Origin of the sequence: Flavobacterium sp. P21, from assembly GCF_050632225.1 — a bacterium.
In the GTDB taxonomy this organism is placed as follows: Bacteria; Bacteroidota; Bacteroidia; order Flavobacteriales; family Flavobacteriaceae; genus Flavobacterium.
In genome coordinates this window covers 2,692,326-2,708,805 of the sequence record NZ_CP192585.1, presented here as the reverse complement: position 1 = coordinate 2,708,805, position 16,480 = coordinate 2,692,326, and the positions used below count along the sequence as shown (strand labels likewise).

The 16,480-nt window shown below is 34.5% G+C and carries 7 protein-coding genes and 6 pseudogenes; 3 read left to right on the top strand and 10 right to left on the bottom strand.

What is annotated here, in order from left to right:
* Nucleotides 1-8 precede the first annotated feature (8 nt).
* Both ACQ9BO_RS13410 and ACQ9BO_RS13405 read left to right on the top strand, forming a co-directional pair.
* A complete protein-coding gene (locus tag ACQ9BO_RS13410; protein WP_073414322.1) occupies nt 9-311 on the top strand; it encodes an ArsR/SmtB family transcription factor in 303 nt (100 codons plus the stop codon).
* A gap of 7 nt (nt 312-318) precedes the next feature.
* Nucleotides 319-1,425: pseudogene (locus ACQ9BO_RS13405) on the top strand (NADH:flavin oxidoreductase).
* Between the two features lie 204 nt (nt 1,426-1,629).
* On the opposite strand, the pseudogene ACQ9BO_RS13400 reads toward ACQ9BO_RS13405, so the two are convergent.
* The 7 genes and pseudogenes from ACQ9BO_RS13400 to ACQ9BO_RS13370 form a co-directional block, all read right to left on the bottom strand.
* Nucleotides 1,630-2,756, bottom strand: a pseudogene (locus ACQ9BO_RS13400) (acyltransferase family protein).
* Nucleotides 2,757-2,822: 66 nt separating this feature from the next.
* Nucleotides 2,823-3,397 (bottom strand): annotated as a pseudogene (locus ACQ9BO_RS13395) (DUF1349 domain-containing protein).
* Nucleotides 3,398-3,661: 264 nt separating this feature from the next.
* Nucleotides 3,662-5,877, bottom strand: a pseudogene (locus ACQ9BO_RS13390) (glycoside hydrolase family 3 C-terminal domain-containing protein).
* Between the two features lie 205 nt (nt 5,878-6,082).
* A complete protein-coding gene (locus tag ACQ9BO_RS13385) occupies nt 6,083-7,723 on the bottom strand; it encodes a DUF6377 domain-containing protein (protein WP_431241120.1) in 1,641 nt (546 codons plus the stop codon).
* Nucleotides 7,724-7,895: 172 nt separating this feature from the next.
* Entirely contained in the window at nt 7,896-8,864 is a 969-nt protein-coding gene (locus ACQ9BO_RS13380) for an acyl-CoA dehydrogenase (protein ID WP_431241119.1), read from the bottom strand.
* Nucleotides 8,767-10,158: an acyl-CoA dehydrogenase family protein gene (locus tag ACQ9BO_RS13375; protein ID WP_431241118.1), complete on the bottom strand. Its 1,392-nt coding sequence runs from the start codon at nt 10,156-10,158 to the stop codon at nt 8,767-8,769. The genes ACQ9BO_RS13380 and ACQ9BO_RS13375 overlap by 98 nt, the downstream gene beginning before the upstream one ends.
* 282 nt (nt 10,159-10,440) lie before the next feature.
* A pseudogene (locus tag ACQ9BO_RS13370) lies at nt 10,441-11,357 on the bottom strand (EamA family transporter).
* A gap of 187 nt (nt 11,358-11,544) precedes the next feature.
* On the opposite strand from ACQ9BO_RS13370, the pseudogene ACQ9BO_RS13365 reads away from it, so the two are divergent.
* Nucleotides 11,545-12,964, top strand: a pseudogene (locus ACQ9BO_RS13365) (PLP-dependent aminotransferase family protein).
* A gap of 219 nt (nt 12,965-13,183) precedes the next feature.
* Here ACQ9BO_RS13365 and ACQ9BO_RS13360 read toward each other — a convergent pair.
* The 3 genes from ACQ9BO_RS13360 to ACQ9BO_RS13350 form a co-directional block, all read right to left on the bottom strand.
* Nucleotides 13,184-14,131, bottom strand: coding sequence for a bestrophin family protein (locus tag ACQ9BO_RS13360; RefSeq protein WP_431241117.1), 948 nt, complete (start codon nt 14,129-14,131; stop codon nt 13,184-13,186).
* Nucleotides 14,132-14,318: 187 nt separating this feature from the next.
* Nucleotides 14,319-15,041: a hypothetical protein gene (locus tag ACQ9BO_RS13355; RefSeq protein ID WP_431241116.1), complete on the bottom strand. Its 723-nt coding sequence runs from the start codon at nt 15,039-15,041 to the stop codon at nt 14,319-14,321.
* A 77-nt stretch (nt 15,042-15,118) separates the two neighbouring features.
* The gene (locus ACQ9BO_RS13350; RefSeq protein ID WP_431241115.1) at nt 15,119-16,228 is read right to left on the bottom strand and encodes a HAMP domain-containing sensor histidine kinase; all 1,110 of its coding nucleotides are present in this window, start codon (nt 16,226-16,228) and stop codon (nt 15,119-15,121) included.
* Between the last annotated feature and the right edge of the window lie 252 nt (nt 16,229-16,480).

Genomic DNA, 16,480 nt, shown 5'->3' with positions numbered 1-16,480 from the left:
TTTGCATCATGGAAAATATAGAACTTTTTAAAGCACTTTCAAACAAGTCCAGACTGCAAATGCTGGAATGGCTGAAAGAACCCGAAATTAACTTTCCAGGTCAGCTGGAACATGGCGGATTTGAACACGGCGTTTGCGTCGGACAAATTCAGGCCAAAGCAGGTTTGACACAATCTACAGTATCTGAATACTTATCTATTTTACAGCGCGCTGGTTTCATCGAAGCCAAACGTGTTGGGCAATGGACTTATTATAAACGCAACGAAGGTGCCTTTGAAGCACTTAGTAAATTAATTCAATCTAATTTGTAAAATTACTATGAGTACAAACAACCTATTTTCACCGTTTAACATAAAATCGTTAAACCTGAAAAACCGAATCGTAATGGCGCCAATGACGCGCTCTTTTTCTCCAAACGGAGTTCCAAGTGATGATGTAGCGACTTACTACCAAAAAAGAGCTGAAGGAGAAGTTGGTTTAATATTATCTGAAGGAACTGTTATTGACAGACCTTCATCATCAAACGATGCAAACGTTCCTCATTTTTATGGAGAATCTTCTTTAAATGGTTGGAAAAAAGTGATTGACGAAGTTCATGCTCGCTGGCGGAAAAATGGGACCGCAAATATGGCATATGGGAATTATGGATAATCATCATTCTGGATGGGTTCCTCCTGTTCCTTTTGAAGGTCCGTCTGGATTAAATCGTCCTGATTTTAGAAATGGTGTTGCGATGACTGAAAAAGATATTGAAGAAACCATTCTTGCTTTTGGAAAAGTCACGCTGATGCTAAAAGATTAGGATTTGATACTATCGAAATTCACGGCGCGCACGGTTATTTAATTGACCAATTTTTTAGAGCTGAAACAAACTTACGTGAAGATATTTATGGCGGAAAAACGTTGCCAGAGCGTAATCGTTTTGCGATTGAAGTTGTAAAAGAAGTCAGAAAACAAGTTGGAAATGATTTCGCAGTTATCATGCGTTTTTCTCAATTCAAACCTTCTGATTACAATTATAAATTGGCTAAAAATCCGCAGGAATTAGAAGCTTGGCTTACTCCTCTTGTTGATGCTGGGGTTGATATTATTCACGCTTCACAACGCAGATTCTGGGAACCTGAATTTGAAGGTTCTGATTTGAACTTTGCTGGATGGGCGAAAAAAGTGACTGGAGCACCAACAATTACTGTGGGTTCTGTTGGACTTTCTAGCGATTTCTTTGGCGCTTTTGCCGGAGAAAGTTCTGAACCAACTTCTTTAGAAGAATTAAACAGACGTTTCGACAGAGGTGATTTTGATTTGGTTGCCGTTGGAAGACCGCTTTTATCAGATCCAAATTGGGTTGCAAAAATCAAAGCTGGACAAACAGATCAATTGAAAGGTTTTAGTAAAGAAGCTTTAGGAGAGTTGGTTTTGGAATAAGATGCAAAGGGACAAAGCAACAAAGAGACAAAGTTCTTTTCAATCCTTATAAAATACAAAAGGGATAAACTTAATTGTTTATCCCTTTTTTGAATATCTATAACTAACAAATTAGAAGTTCAATATTTTTCTTTTTCGTTACAAAGCAACAGAGTTCCAAAGATGCAAAGTTTTCCTCTGAGCCTTTGTCACTTTGCGCCTTTGTTACTTTGTCCCTCTGTTACTTTGAAATTTCTTCTGAAGCCAATTTCTAACGGGTTCATCATATAATTTCAAGCATACATACGCTAAAACAATACTTGCTACTAAAAGTGCAATTCCAGGAAGGAAACCATCTTCTAAAGAAACTTTATTGTTTACAACCCAAACCGTGTACCAATAAATCAGCGGATAATGTGTAATGTAAATTGGATATGAAATATCGCCTAACAATTTGCATATTTTAAGTGAAAAAGGATTTTTTATTTCTCCTCCTGCTCCAATTGCAACAATCAACGGGAAAACCAAAATGATACAGATAGATTCATACAAACCGTTCATCCATAATGAGTTTTCGTCTCCAAATCTTGGCAGAGCCAAAACAATGGTAATCAAAATACTGCAAATCCAAAAAGCGCCTTTTAAATGAATAAGTTTTCCTAAACGGCAAAGCAACATACCAGCAAAAAACGGATACAATAATCGTGTAAACCCGATGTTCATTTGTTCTAGGTTTAAAGACCAGCCTCCTATTACATCGCCTTTGGGTCCAAAAACAAGATAATTAATTAGCAGTCCGGCAAATATCAATACAAAAATTGACAGCACTTTTTTCGAAAATTTGCGAAAGATTAGGGCGTACAAGATATTTGCAATATATTCAAAGAAAAGTGACCATGCCGGACCGTCTAAAGGATGCATTTCCCCCAGCCTCTGATTTCAAGTGATGGCGGAATTGGCAATAACGTAAACCCAACTACCATTGTTACAATTACTTTCCAAACTTCCATATTCTCAATCATAGGGAATAATATATCTGAAGCTTGAAAATAATAAAATAGGGCACCAATGATCATTCCCATAATAACCATGGGCTGTAAACGAATTAATCGGCGTTTATAGAATTCCCATTGCGTCATTTTTTCCCAACGATCGTCATACGCGTAAGCGACAACAAATCCAGATAAAAGAAAAAAGAAATCAACTGCAAGGTATCCGTGATTAATAATTTGTTTGAATCGGTTTCCTCCGCTAAAGGTTTCAAAAATGTGAAAAGTAACAACTAGAATAGCGGCAACGCCACGCAGACCGTCGAGAATTTCATAATGTTTTTTTGGTTGAATGTCATTCATATTAATGGTTAATTATAAATTGTTAATGGTGAATTTAATTAATAATTGATAATTTACAATTCACAATTATTGATGGTTTTTCAGCCATTCTAATCTTCTTTGGTCTGGAAGATGTTTTACTGTGAAATTTTCAAATTTAGCCTCAAAACCATTTCCGTCTGGAGAAGCGGCCATTAATCCTACCATCACAGGCGTATTATCCTGCAAAGGCGCATTTCTGGTCATGATGTAATTTTTATCATCATAAGAGAAAAAACTTCAACTGCATCTAATCGTCGTACAACTTTAATCCAAACAAATGGTGGCGCTTTGTCAAGTGTAGTAACGCTCCAATCACTTTTATCATGCGTTACAACTGTACTGATATTGAATTTTCCGTCAACAAATTCTACTCCGGTTTTGATGTAGTTTTTTTCGTCAATGCGAATCATTAATCCCATTTGGTCAAAACGAGCAATATAATTTCCTGTAATTTTTACTTTGGCTTCAAATTCTCCGCCGTAAGTTGCATAATAAAAGGGTGCATCATCAACTGTAAACCCATAATGCGAAATTCTCCAATAATCGCTGTTTGGAGTCACATTCATAATCAATGCATTGTTTTTAATTTCCCATTTTTCAGGTTCGTTAAACCATTGCATTTTATTTAAACTTTGTGCCGAGATTTTACACGCAAAAAATAAAGTCAAAACGGCAAGTATATTTTTTTCATGTTATTTTATTTTTTAAACCATGAAGATATTAAGAAAATTAAGACTGACTTAATGAATCTTACCGTTAAAAAAAATAAGAAAATAAAGCCTTAAATGTCTTAATATCTTAATGGTAAAATTTTAATCAAAAGCAAAGTCGCAAATTTTTACACTTGCGACTTTACAAACCAACCAATTTAGAAATAATAAAACTTATTGAAGTGAGAATCCCACTTTAGATTTTATATCTGTAGATGATGCACCTATTAAAGCTTCAAAAGCTCCTGGCTCAGCAACCCAGTCGTGTTTTTTATCATCAAAGAAACTTAAGGCAGTTTTGTCAACTGTAAAAGTTACTGTTTTTTCTTCTCCTGCTTTAAGCGAAACTTTCTCAAAACCTTTTAATTCTTTTATCGGGCGAGGCAAAGAAGATTTTAAATCGCTGATATAAAGTTGTACAGTCTCAGATCCTTCACGGTTACCTGTGTTTTTTACAGTAACTGAGAATGTAATTTTATCACCTGAAGTCATTTGTTTTTTATCTGCAGTAACTTTTCCATAGGCAAAAGTCGTATAGCTTAATCCGTGGCCAAAAGGGAATAAAGGTTTGATTTTTTGTTTGTCTGCCCAACGGTATCCAACAAAAATTCCTTCGTTGTAAACAACCTCATCACCTCCAGGAAACTGTCCTAAAGCGTGTGCTCCGTTATCTGTTAATTTTACTGGGAAAGTGAAAGTCAATTTTCCTGACGGATTCACATCTCCAACTAAAACATTTGCTAAAGCATTTCCTGCTTCAGTTCCTAAAAACCATCCTTGAACAACTCCCGGAACTTCTTTGATCCAAGGCATTGACACAGCATTTCCAGAAATATTGATGAAAACGATGTTTTTATTTACTTTCGCTAATTTGCTGATTAACTCATCCTGTCCATAAGAAAGTTCCAATCCTTTACGATCGTGTCCTTCATCATCTTGATTTGGACTTTTGTTTAAACCTCCAATGAAAAGAACGATATCTGCATCTTTAGCCACTTTTAAAGCTTCAGCAGTCAATTCTGCTGGTGAACGTTTTTCTTCCAAACTTACTTTAGCTATAACGCCATTATAGTTGCTTGTTGGATCTCCAACGTAACCGCGAGCATAAACGATTTCAGCTTGATTGCCAATTTTTTCTTCAATCCTTCAAGAGGTGTAATTTCGTATCTCGCTTTAAGAGAAGAACTTCCTCCTCCTACTGTCATCATTTTGATTGCATTTTCTCCAATAACCGCAATTTTCTTAGTTTTAGAAAGATTGATTGGCAAAATATTGTTGTTGTTTTGCAATAAAACAATTCCTTCTTCAGCGATTTTACGGCCTGCATCAGCATGTTCTTGTGTTCCAAAAGATCCAAAAGGGCGATTTTTATCCATTGTAGTCAAGAAAGCCAAACGAAGAATACGACGTACTTTTTCGTCTAATTCTTTAGTTCCAACTTCCCCTTTTTTAATCATTTCAGAATAAGGTTTTGCCAAATAATAATTATCATAAGCATTGCTTGTTCCCCAAGAAAGTCCGTTTGTCCAAGAACCGAATTCCATATCCAAACCATTGTAAATAGCTTGTTTAGTATCATGAACGCCGCCCCAGTCTGAAACTACAACGCCTTTGAATCCCCATTCTTTGCGAAGAATATCGTTTAGCAAAAACTCATTATGGCAACATTGCTGTCCTTTGTATTTGTTGTACGATCCCATAATTGCCCATGCGTCACCTTCTTGCACAGCCGCTTTAAAAGCTGGAAGATAGATTTCGTATAAAGCACGGTCATCAACTACAACATTTACAGTATTACGATTTGTTTCTTGATTGTTTAATGCGAAGTGCTTCACACAAGCCGCAACTCCATTTGACTGAACTCCTCTAATATAAGGAACAACCATTTTTGAAGTCAAAAACGGATCTTCTCCCATATATTCGAAGTTTCTTCCGTTTAGCGGACTTCTATAAATATTTACACCAGGTCCTAATAGTACATTTTTATTACGGTAACGTGCTTCTTCTCCAATTGATTTCCCATATAAAGAAGCCAATTCTTTGTTCCAAGTTGCAGAAAGTGCTGTAAGCGCCGGAAAAGCAATGCATGAATCATTTGTCCATCCTGCTTGATCCCATTCGTCCCATTTTACTTCCGTACGAATTCCGTGAGGACCATCTGTCATCCAGTTTTCTGGAATTCCAAGACGTTTTACACCTGGCGAACTAAATTTTGACTGCGCATGAATCATGGCAATTTTTTCGTCAGTTGTCATTCTTTTAAGCGCATCTTCTACACGCTCATCAATTGGCTTTTTATCATCTAGATAAACCGGAACTTTATTTTGTGCATTCAATCCGAATGAACTCAATAAAACTAAAACAACGATTGTTTTAACGTTTTTAAACATAACTATTAATTATTTAGCATTCAATTTTAGTCAAGATACTCTAGTAGTCATTTGTACCTTTTAATAATATTGTAAAACTAAAACGTTATCGTACAAGTTATAATTTTAAACAAAAAAAGTAGTGAATTAAAAAACCAAATAATTGATTTTCAATTAAATAATTAAATTTTTATAGCAAAAAAAGTAGTGATTTTAAAATATTTCTTTATGATTTCAAGGCTAATGAACCAATTTTCATTACCATTTCTTCGAAATCATTTCTCGAAACTGCGACCTTATTTCGAGCTCTGGTTCTGTAATTGTAAATTGTGCTCAAAGAATAACGAAGAAATGCCGCAATCTTAACACTATCTGTAATTCCAAGTCGGATTAAAGCAAAAATTCTTAATTCGGTATTCAGCAATTCATTCTGTTTTAAAACAATTTGTTCTTCTGGAATCAGCAACGCATTAAAATCTTTTACAAAGGTTGGGTACAAATTCAAAAAGATAATATCGAAGTTTTTGTACAATTCTTCCAATTCATTATCGACCAAAGTAGTTGATTTCAGAATTTTATAAATCTCATCAAACTGTTTGCGTACCGCTTTTTTATTCAAAATGATACGATAGTTTTCTAATTTGTTGATGTACGTCGAACAAAGACTGAAAAAATGCGCGATATATTCTTCCTTAACATGATTAGACTCAGATAATTGTGAATTGGTTTCCTGCAATTGTTCATTGGTTTGAGTAATGTCTTTATTCAATTCCGCCAATTTCTGACTCGTTTCATAGAGTTCTGCACGAATTCTCGAAACCTTTTTCATTTGTTTGTAAACATAAATAATCGCTACAATTAAAAATACCGATAACAAACTGATGCACAGCAAATAAACTTGTAATTCCGTTTTTCGTTTTGCTTCTTTTTCTAAATAAACAGTATTGATAATCGAGTAAACCTCTGACATTAAAAGCGTTCTGAATTGCACATTGCAATAAAGTGCATCTTCAATTGCTGACTGCGTGAGTTTATATGCCATATCAACATCCCCAATTTCATAAAAAACAGAAGCTAATTCTTGTAGAGAAGCATTGTCTTTATTGGCATTTTTTAAATCTGAAGTAGCCGAAAGCGCATAATATTTTTTACGAAGTTCTAAATTATGGGTTGCTTCATTAATTTTCCCTAAAAGATACGTAATAATAGCATATTGCGGATTATCTTCAGTGATTGTTTTTAGCAAGTTTTCTAGCTTCTTTTGTGTATTCTCATATTTCCTCTGAAAAAGATCCTGCGTAAGTTTAGTGATTTGATAATCTAAAGTATTAGGTTTTAAAACCTGTAAAAGCGAATCTCGGTATTTTACAATTTGCTGATGATATTCTTCATTATAACTGTTTGTCGCATAATGTTCAAAAAATTCGCGATATGAAATGTAATAAGTTGGCAATAAACTTGCAGAAAGATTTTTCTTGTTGATGCTTTTTATAATAGCTTCCGATTCGCGGTATTTTCCTGAAGACGAATAAAGTGTTACCAACTCTAATTTTGCTAAATTAAGAAGGTCTTTATTTTGAAGCTGTTCGCCAATTTTGATGTTCTTCTTTACATATCGAATAGCCGAATCTGAATTGAATTTCTGATATTCTAAATATAAAGTCTTATTGTAATTGTATTCTTGTTCCGGAGTTAAATTTTCCGATTTTATTTTTTTGAAGTTTAAAATTCGTTCTTCTTTGAGCTTTACATAATGCTGTTTATTTTTTAGTGCATCATTTAATTTATCCAAAATAATATCCTCGCTATCCAAAGCAAATGCTGGAAAGCTGAGCAATAATGCACAAAACAGTAAAAGATTTTTCAAAGTGGTGGTCGATAGTTTTTAGAAAAGCAAATATAATGAGATACTAAGATTCTAAGATGCTAAGGTGCTAAGTTTTTTATTCGCCACGAATTACACGAATTATCACTAATTTTTGTACTGTATTTAAAAATTATAATTCGTGTAAATTCGTGCAATTCGTGGCTTTTAAAAATTATTGTTTAGCAATTGGTGCCGACAAACAGCTTTCTGGAATATCAAAAGCATTGACCAGCGCCACCGCATCTGGGCGAATATCCCAGCATAATTGATTGACTATTTTACGAATCGCTTTTGTTTTAACCGCTTCCATATAACCGTCTTCAAGATACCAGGCTTTGTTTTTTTCGATCTGCGAAAGCGCAAATAATTGATATAATTTGGTCAAAATTTCTTTTGATTTTTCATCGTTAATTGTTTTTAAAGCTTCTTGAAATTGCTCTAAAACAATTCGCTCCAAATAAGCCTGCGCAACGTCAATCATTTGATGCTGTACAACATTAAAGGCGTCATAAGCTTCTAAACCGCCATCAACTAATTTTTTGATACGTCGCGCCGCCGATGCTAATATTGTTTTTTCTCTATGAACAAAAGCTTGATGATGGAATTCTGAATCCAACAAATGTTCATCTTCAGTTCTTCTCGTTGCAATTGGATTTTTCTCGGATAAAGCAGTTTTGGCATTTTCATACACATAATTGATGATGCCGAGCGAACCCATTTCGCCAAAAGATTTTCTGAATTCAGATAAACGGTTTTTAGCAACCAATTGCATTAAAACGGTATTATCTCCTTCAAAAGTGGTGTAGATTTCAGTATCATTTTTTAATGCATCTATTCGGTTTTCAGATAAATATCCTTTTCCGCCACAGGCTTCACGACATTCTTGCAAAATATCTCGTGTACTCCAAGTTGAATATGATTTCAATCCTGTCGCCAAAGCTTCTATTTCTTGCATTTCAGCTTCAGTTCTATTCAAAAATCTATTCGTAAGATATTGAAGTGCAAAATGAACGGCATAAGTTTTTGCCAAATTCGGCAGTAATCTACGCTGATGCATTCTGTAATTTAAAATCGGAACTTCTGATCCGCCTTCTGGTCCAAATTGTCTTCTTTGATCGCTGTAGCGAATGGCAATTGTCAATCCTGATTTGGTCGCAGCCTAAAGCCGAACGCGGAATTCCGATTCTTCCTCCTACCAAAGTTCCCAACATCGTAAAAAATCGTCTATTATCACTCGGAATCGGACTTTCGAATTCGCCTTTTTCGTTTACAGAAGCAAAACGATCCAGCATATTATCCTTCGGAATTACGACATTATCAAAGCTGATTGTTCCGTTGTCAACGCCATTTAAACCCATTTTATGGCCACAATCACCAATGGTTACGCCTTTCACAGTATTTCCGTTTGTATCGCGCAACGGAACTACAAAAGCATTTACGCCATAATCATGATCATCAATGATTAATTTTGCAAAAACAGTTGCCATTTGGCCATGAACTGTTGCGTTTCCGATGTATTCTTTCTGGGCATTTTTATTTGGCGTATGAATCGTAAAAGTCTGGTCGCTGTGATTATAAGTTGCAGTTGTTTCTAATCCTTTTACGTTTGATCCGTGATGTGTTTCGGTCATGGCAAAACAGCCTGGAAGTTTCAGCGAACCAATATCTTTTAGATATTTAGCATAATGTTTTTCGGTTCCAAGTGACTGAACACTCATTCCCCAAAGTCCGAATTGCACGCCAAATTTGATTACCAAACTCAAATCATGATAACTCAGCGTTTCCATGATTGCAAAATAATCCTCTACATTTCCTCCGCCACCATATTCTTTAGGATATGCCATATTTCCAAGGTTTTCTTCGGCTAAAATTTTGCACCAATTGTAAACCGTTTCGCGAAAAACATTAATATCTGTCGAAGTTTCATAAGCAAATTCAGGTCGGGAAATAATTGATTTTACTCTTTTTATGATTGGCGCTTCTTTTCCGTCTAATAATTCGGTTATTTTTTGAATATCAAAATTGCTTGTCGTTTGAGAATTCGCCGTAAACGAATCTGCTTTTGTTTTGAAATTCTGAAGCGCTTCTTCACCTAAAATTCCTAAATCATTTTCGAGTTTTTTAAAATCAGATTCAATTGGCGTTAAATCCAAATCGCTTCCAGAAAGCGCTTTTGCAATATCAAAAATTGATTTGATAGACGATTTATCTTGAATACTTTTTTCAATATCCAATTTCCATTGTGTAAGTTCATTTCGCGAAGGCGGATTTGAAATATCTACTTTCGAAAGTAAATACTCTTTTTCTTCTTGTGATAAAACGTGTAAGGAATTTATAAAATCTTTTAGTGTCGAAAATTCTTTCTGAGTCAGAAGATCATCAGACCACACTAAATAAAACAAAGGAAGAAAGGCTTGAAGTTTTGCTGGTTTCATATAATAGGAATTCGGTTTTTAATGGTTTTCTGCCACAGATTATACAGATTAGAAGGATTTTTTTTCGCCACAAATTCACGAATTATTTAAAAAGCAGATTCAAATAATTCGTGAATTCGTGGCTGATTTTTTGCACAAAACAATTAATCCTTTTAATCTGTGTAATCTGTGGCTTATTTTTTTATAAAAAAAACAGGAATGAAAAATAATCATTCCTGTTTTAAAACCCTGTTAAGATTCTCGTAATTTTACTTTCTAAACCAATAAAAAATGCAAAACCAACTATTGAGAATCTTTAGACGACAGGATATATTTTTGTCTTATCGCAAAAATATGATGTGAATTAAAAACTAACACCGCTATAAAAATTATACTGTAAGCCGCAATCTGTAAAGTGCTTATTTTCTCTTTGAAAACAAATGTCGCCAACATAAAAGCGATCATTGGATTAATATTCAATAACATTCCCACAGTTGAAGAAGGAAGTCCTGAAAGCGCATACAAATTCAGAAACAACGGAATTATGGTAAACGCAATTGCAATGGTTTCGATACAGAAATAAAACTTGAATTCTGTTGGCACTGGTCCGCTGTAAGCTGGATAAAAAGGCAATAAAACCAGCGCCGCCAAAGTAATATGAAATGTTAGCACAACGAATTTATCAAAACCTTTGTTGATTCTTTGACTTACCAAATATGAGGCATACGTCAACCCGATGATGATGCTGAAAAACATATCCATAATATCTGCGTAAGAAAGCAATAAACAACCTAAAATACTTAATCCAACAGCAAGCCATTGTGTTTTTGCTAATTTTTCTTTCAATAAAAAATAAGCCAATAAAGTGGTCAAAATTGGGCAAACCAAATATGCTAGAGAAGTCGCCTTAACGCTAACATGATTCATAACATATATGTAAGTGAACCAATTGGCCATTAAAAAAAGCTTCCACTAATATTAAGCAAAACTGCTTTCTTCTTTTCTGAAGAAGAAAGCGCAACGAAACTCCCCACGGTTTCTTTTATTTTGCTTCTTTTAAAAAGAAAAGCGATCAATAGCATTAAAATACTGCAACTGAAAACTCTAAAAAATAAAATATCTAAGGATTGATAATCATGAATTGGCCTCAGGACCAAACTGAAAAATCCCCATACTGTATAAGCGGTAATCGTCGCTGTATAATATTTTGTTGTTTTCACGATTTCTATTTCTTCTTTTTTTCTGAGACAAATTTCTTAAAAATAAAACAGCAATACAGATACAGTTTTTGTAAATTGCGGCGTAACAGTTTATTTTATGAAATGAGCATAACCGTAAATTGATCGCAAACACTAATGAAAATATGCGAATTACATATTACCAATAAAAAACAATAAATACCACAATATGAAAAGTTCCAATTACTTGTATTTACAGTTTGCAGATGTTATTGAAAAGCAAATCAAATCTGGTCTTTTGAATGTTGGCGACAAATTGCCATCGATAAGAGAGGTTTGTGCTGAAACTGGCTACAGCATGAGCACGGTAAGCAAAGCGTATTACGAAGTTGAGAGCAGATCATTGATTGAATCGCGTCCGCAATCTGGCTATTATGTGAGTAATATTTCGGCCAGAGTTATTGCGGAGCCTTCTGCAAGTAAGCCAATTTTGAAAGTTGAAAATATTGACCGTGAAGATTTAGTCGATTTGGTTTATGGCGATATGCGACTTAAAGATATTACAATGCTTTCGCTCGGTTTTCCTTCAAATGAATTGTTGCCAATTGCAAAATTGAATAAAGGAATGGTTCAGGCCATGCGCCAATTGCCAAATAGCGGTACAAGTTATGAGGAAGTTCAAGGAAATAGCAACTTGCGAAAAGAAATTGCGCGCTGGTCTTTTACTTGGGGCGGTTCTTTGACAGAAGAAGATATTATCACAACTCCGGGCTGTATTTCTGCCATTTCTGATTGTTTGCTGACGCTGACAAAACCCGGAGATACTATTATTACGGAAAGTCCGATTTATTTTGGTATTTTACAGCTTGCAAGATCCTTAGGCTTGTATGTAATGGAACTTCCAACCAATATGACAACAGGAATTGAGTTAGAAGCCGTAAAAAAACACTTAAAACCAATAAAGTAAAAGCTTGTGTTTTGATGAGCAATTTTAGCAATCCTTCTGGAAGTATGATGCCGATTGAACATAAAAAAGAAATTGTACGCTTAATGGATTTTTATAATGTGCCGTTGATTGAAGATGATATTCACGGCGATTTGTACTTTGGCGCAAGCCGACCAACAAACTGCAAAACTTATGACGAAAGCGGTATTGTACTTTGCCGCAGTTCGGTTTCAAAAACTTTGGCGCCCGGATATCGTGTTGGCTGGGTTTCTCCAGGGAAATTCAAAAAGAAATTCTACGAACAAAATTGTATCACACGATCTCCTCTCCTACAATTACACATGAAGTTGTTGGCGATTTTCTTAAAAATGGACGTTATGAAAATCATCTTAGAAAAATCCGTCAAATTTTGAATAGAAACTGTAATAATTATATCAATACGGTTTTAGAATCTTTTCCCGCAGGAACAAAAGTCAGCCAACCTCAAGGCGGCTTTTTCTTTGGGTAGAATTGGATAAAAAAATTGACACTGCTCGCGTTTTATCATCTGGCTATGAAGCACAATATTAGTATTGCTCCGGGCAGAATTTTCTCTTTTCAGGATCAGTTTTCAAACTGTATGCGCTTGAGTTTTGGTCTTCCTTGGACAAATGAATTACGAACTGCTATTCAGACTTTGGGAAGATTGGCGAAACAATTGTAGTATTTCGCATAAAGTTTGTCATTCCGAGGAACGAGGAATCTCCGCAAGTAGCTTGACAAAGATTGGCGAATTTCTAGACGGAGTTTCTTATGGAGATTCCTCGTTCCTCGGAATGACAAAACCATACGATTTCTTTTCAAAAAATTAAATAAAAAACCAGACAGCGCCACTAATCAAAACAGCGCCTGGAACAAATTGAGAAACCAAGTCAATTATTTTTTATAAAACATAATAGGCACCTTTATCTGCCTTTTTAGGTTCTTCGTTCAACTCAAATTCTTTCAGAATATCAAATTCACTTTGGTATTCGTTCAGCATTTGCTTGATGTTTTTTTCAATCGTATTTGCAATCGCCGTAACCGGTGTATCTGTAGGTCTGTTTTCAAAAGGATCCTGCAAATGAATTGCCATTCGTTCAATCAAAAAGAACGCCGCGCCGATTGCGGTAATCAACGGAATTGCAAACCAGCTCAATACACTTGTCAAGCCAAAAGGCAACAACAAAATGAACAAGCACAATGTCAATCTAATGTACATACTGTATGTTGTTGGAAAAATGGTGTTTTTAATTCGCTCGCATTTCCCCATATGATCACATAATCGCGATAAAGTATTGTCGATTTCAACTTGCTGATATTTGTTGAATCTTTTGTCGTTTTTAGCATTTCGTAAATCTCTTCCGTGCAACATTAAAATCGCATTTGGGACATTCTGGTGATTTTTGATGTATTTTATCTCCTCTTCGCTCATCAAGCCTTCAAGGGGTTTTACGGCATCTTTATTTCGTAGCGCCTGACCTAAACTGTAGCACCAAGCGATTTGTCTTTTGGCAAAATTTTCTTTGAATTCGCTTGCCTCAACAGAAAAATCAGGATCTTTATAAAAAGTCAAAACTTGACGAATCAAACTTCTGGAATCGTTTACAATTGCTCCCCACACAATTCTGGCTTCCCACCATCTGTCATAAGCCTGATTTGATTTAAAAGCTAATAAAAGTGATATAATGGTTCCAATCATCGTTGGAATTGCAATAGGAATATCTACAGGTAAATTGATGAAATAATAATGAAAAATCTCAAATAAAATCGTGTAAGCTAATACAAGTACAATTTCTACTTTAATTTTCCCGAGAACGTACTTCATTGGTATTCTTTTCTTTAATAACATATTTTCGGTTTTAAATTAATGTTTCTAGTTTTTGGTTGGTGGTTTTTGGTTAATGGTTGATGGTTGGCAGTTTGCTTAATAAATAGTATTAAAACTATATTTTATGCGATCTCACATTTATAGAATCAGTTATTAGAAAATTGTGGGACCAGCAACCATTAACCAACAACCATTAACCAATAACTGATCAAACCATCTCTTCGTACAATGAAAGCACCGGAAGTCCTAGTTTTTCATTAATGTTTTCTTTTTTATTTTTTTTGAATTTGATTTTTTCTCCTTTTCTGGTTTCAACTAGCAAATCGATCTCATATTTCGAAATTGCTTCAGACAAATAAGGAGCAAGATTTTCGTAATCATCGTCTATTTTAGAAGTCTGACTTACAATTTCATAGGAGAAATTCTCATTCAAAAATTGCTGTACATCTTTAACATGCATGTTGGCTCTGCCGTTTTCAATATAAAGTGCTTTTGTGAAATCTTCTTTTAAGTTCTCATTTCCTAAATGCAGAATTGGGCATTTTTGATTTCCAGCCAATTGAATCAAATATTGATGTATACGTTTTGTTTCTCGTTTGTATGAATTCGTCAGAATGACCAATTTTACTGAGAAATGTTCAATAACGCGTTTGAAAAGTGGCGATGAAAGTCCGTATTGATTGTGGACTTTTATTTTGCAGTTTGGTGTATGTTCTACTATATATCTGCACGTTTCCAGAACTTCTTCCTGACTTATGGTAAGTCCGGTTTTCATTTCACGCAAATAAAATGAAGAAGAAAAGGAATCCGGAGTTTCGGCAACCATCAATAAAATGATTTCACATGCCGAATCTTTGCTTTGATTTACAGCAGATTTTACTGCGCAAATGGTATCATTTTTTAAAGTAGTGGGTATAAGGATATTTTTCATAAGTATAATCATTTATTTTATACATACAAAATAACTCCCTGTAAATTAGAAGGATATTAATCTTAAATTAGAATTTTCTAAGATTCAACATTAGAATTTTTAATGTTGTTTTTCTTGAGTTTTGATTTGTTGAAAATAATGGTAACTATTGTTCCTTTATTTTGTTCAGACTGCACTTGGATTTCGCCGTCGTGCATGCGAATGATTTTTGATGCCAAAGGAAGCCCTAAACCATAACCTATATATTTAGTTGCAATTTTCCCTCTAAAGAAAGGTTCATATAAATGCGGAATATCTTCTGGTGGAATTCCGATTCCGATATCATTGATCGCAATTTTAATCGATTCCTTATTCGCTGAAAGCGTTACAAAAACTTCATTGTTATCAGAATATTTTACGCCGTTGGTAATAATATTATTTATTGCCAATTCTAAAAGCGGTTTGTTACACGGAATTAAAAGTAAATTAGAATCTTTTGGAGCGAAATTAAGTTTGATAATCACGCGGTTGTCTGGATAAATTTTATCCAAATCAGATTTCACATCCAATAAGAGTTCATCAATTCTGGCGATATCCAAAACCTGTTTTTTTCCGTCGTAACCTGTTTGGGTCAGTTTCAGCAAACTTTCAGTCAAATTCCCAAGTCTTGAAGCTTGACTGTATATATTTTGTAAAGATTCAATATATTCAGAAACCTGACGCTCTTTTAAAAGCATAATTTCCGACTCGGCAATAATCGTCGTAATTGGTGTTTTTAATTCGTGTGACGCATTATTTATGAAATTGGCCTGAATTTCAAACGAAGTTTCCAATCGATCTAACATATCATTGAAAGTATGTGTCAAATCTGAAATTTCATCTGAATTTTTGATTTCCGGTAATCTGTTGTGAAGATTTGATGCGCTAATTCGGTTTACTTCTTTCGTAATTCTCGCAACAGGATCAATAACTCTTTTTGCTAAAAAACGACCTAAAAAGAAAGCCAAAAGCACAAATCCGATACCACCAAAAAGCAATATTTTTATAATATAAATACTCGTTGTTTTTCCTCTTCGATCTCTTGCGCCAACAATCACAATATATTTTTGGTTACTTTCTGTAAAGACCTGACCTAAATAATACTTGCTGTTGACTTCAAAATAATCTTTTCCGGTATTTAGAATGTTGGTATAAAACTCGTTAGGCAAATTCAGTTTTGTATTATAATCAAAACTATTGGCACTGTTTATTTTAAGAACATATTCTTCTTCTTCAATAAGTTCTTCCAGTCCATTTTTTTAAGATTGCTGTAGTATTTTATTTTTTCGGGATCTTTTTGAAAATGAATCGAAGCTACAATTTTAGCACGGTCTTCCAACCTTTTTAAAAAATGATAACGGTTATTTTCTCTAAATAAAACGAAAACGATAATACATAACAATAACGTACTGAAAGTCGAT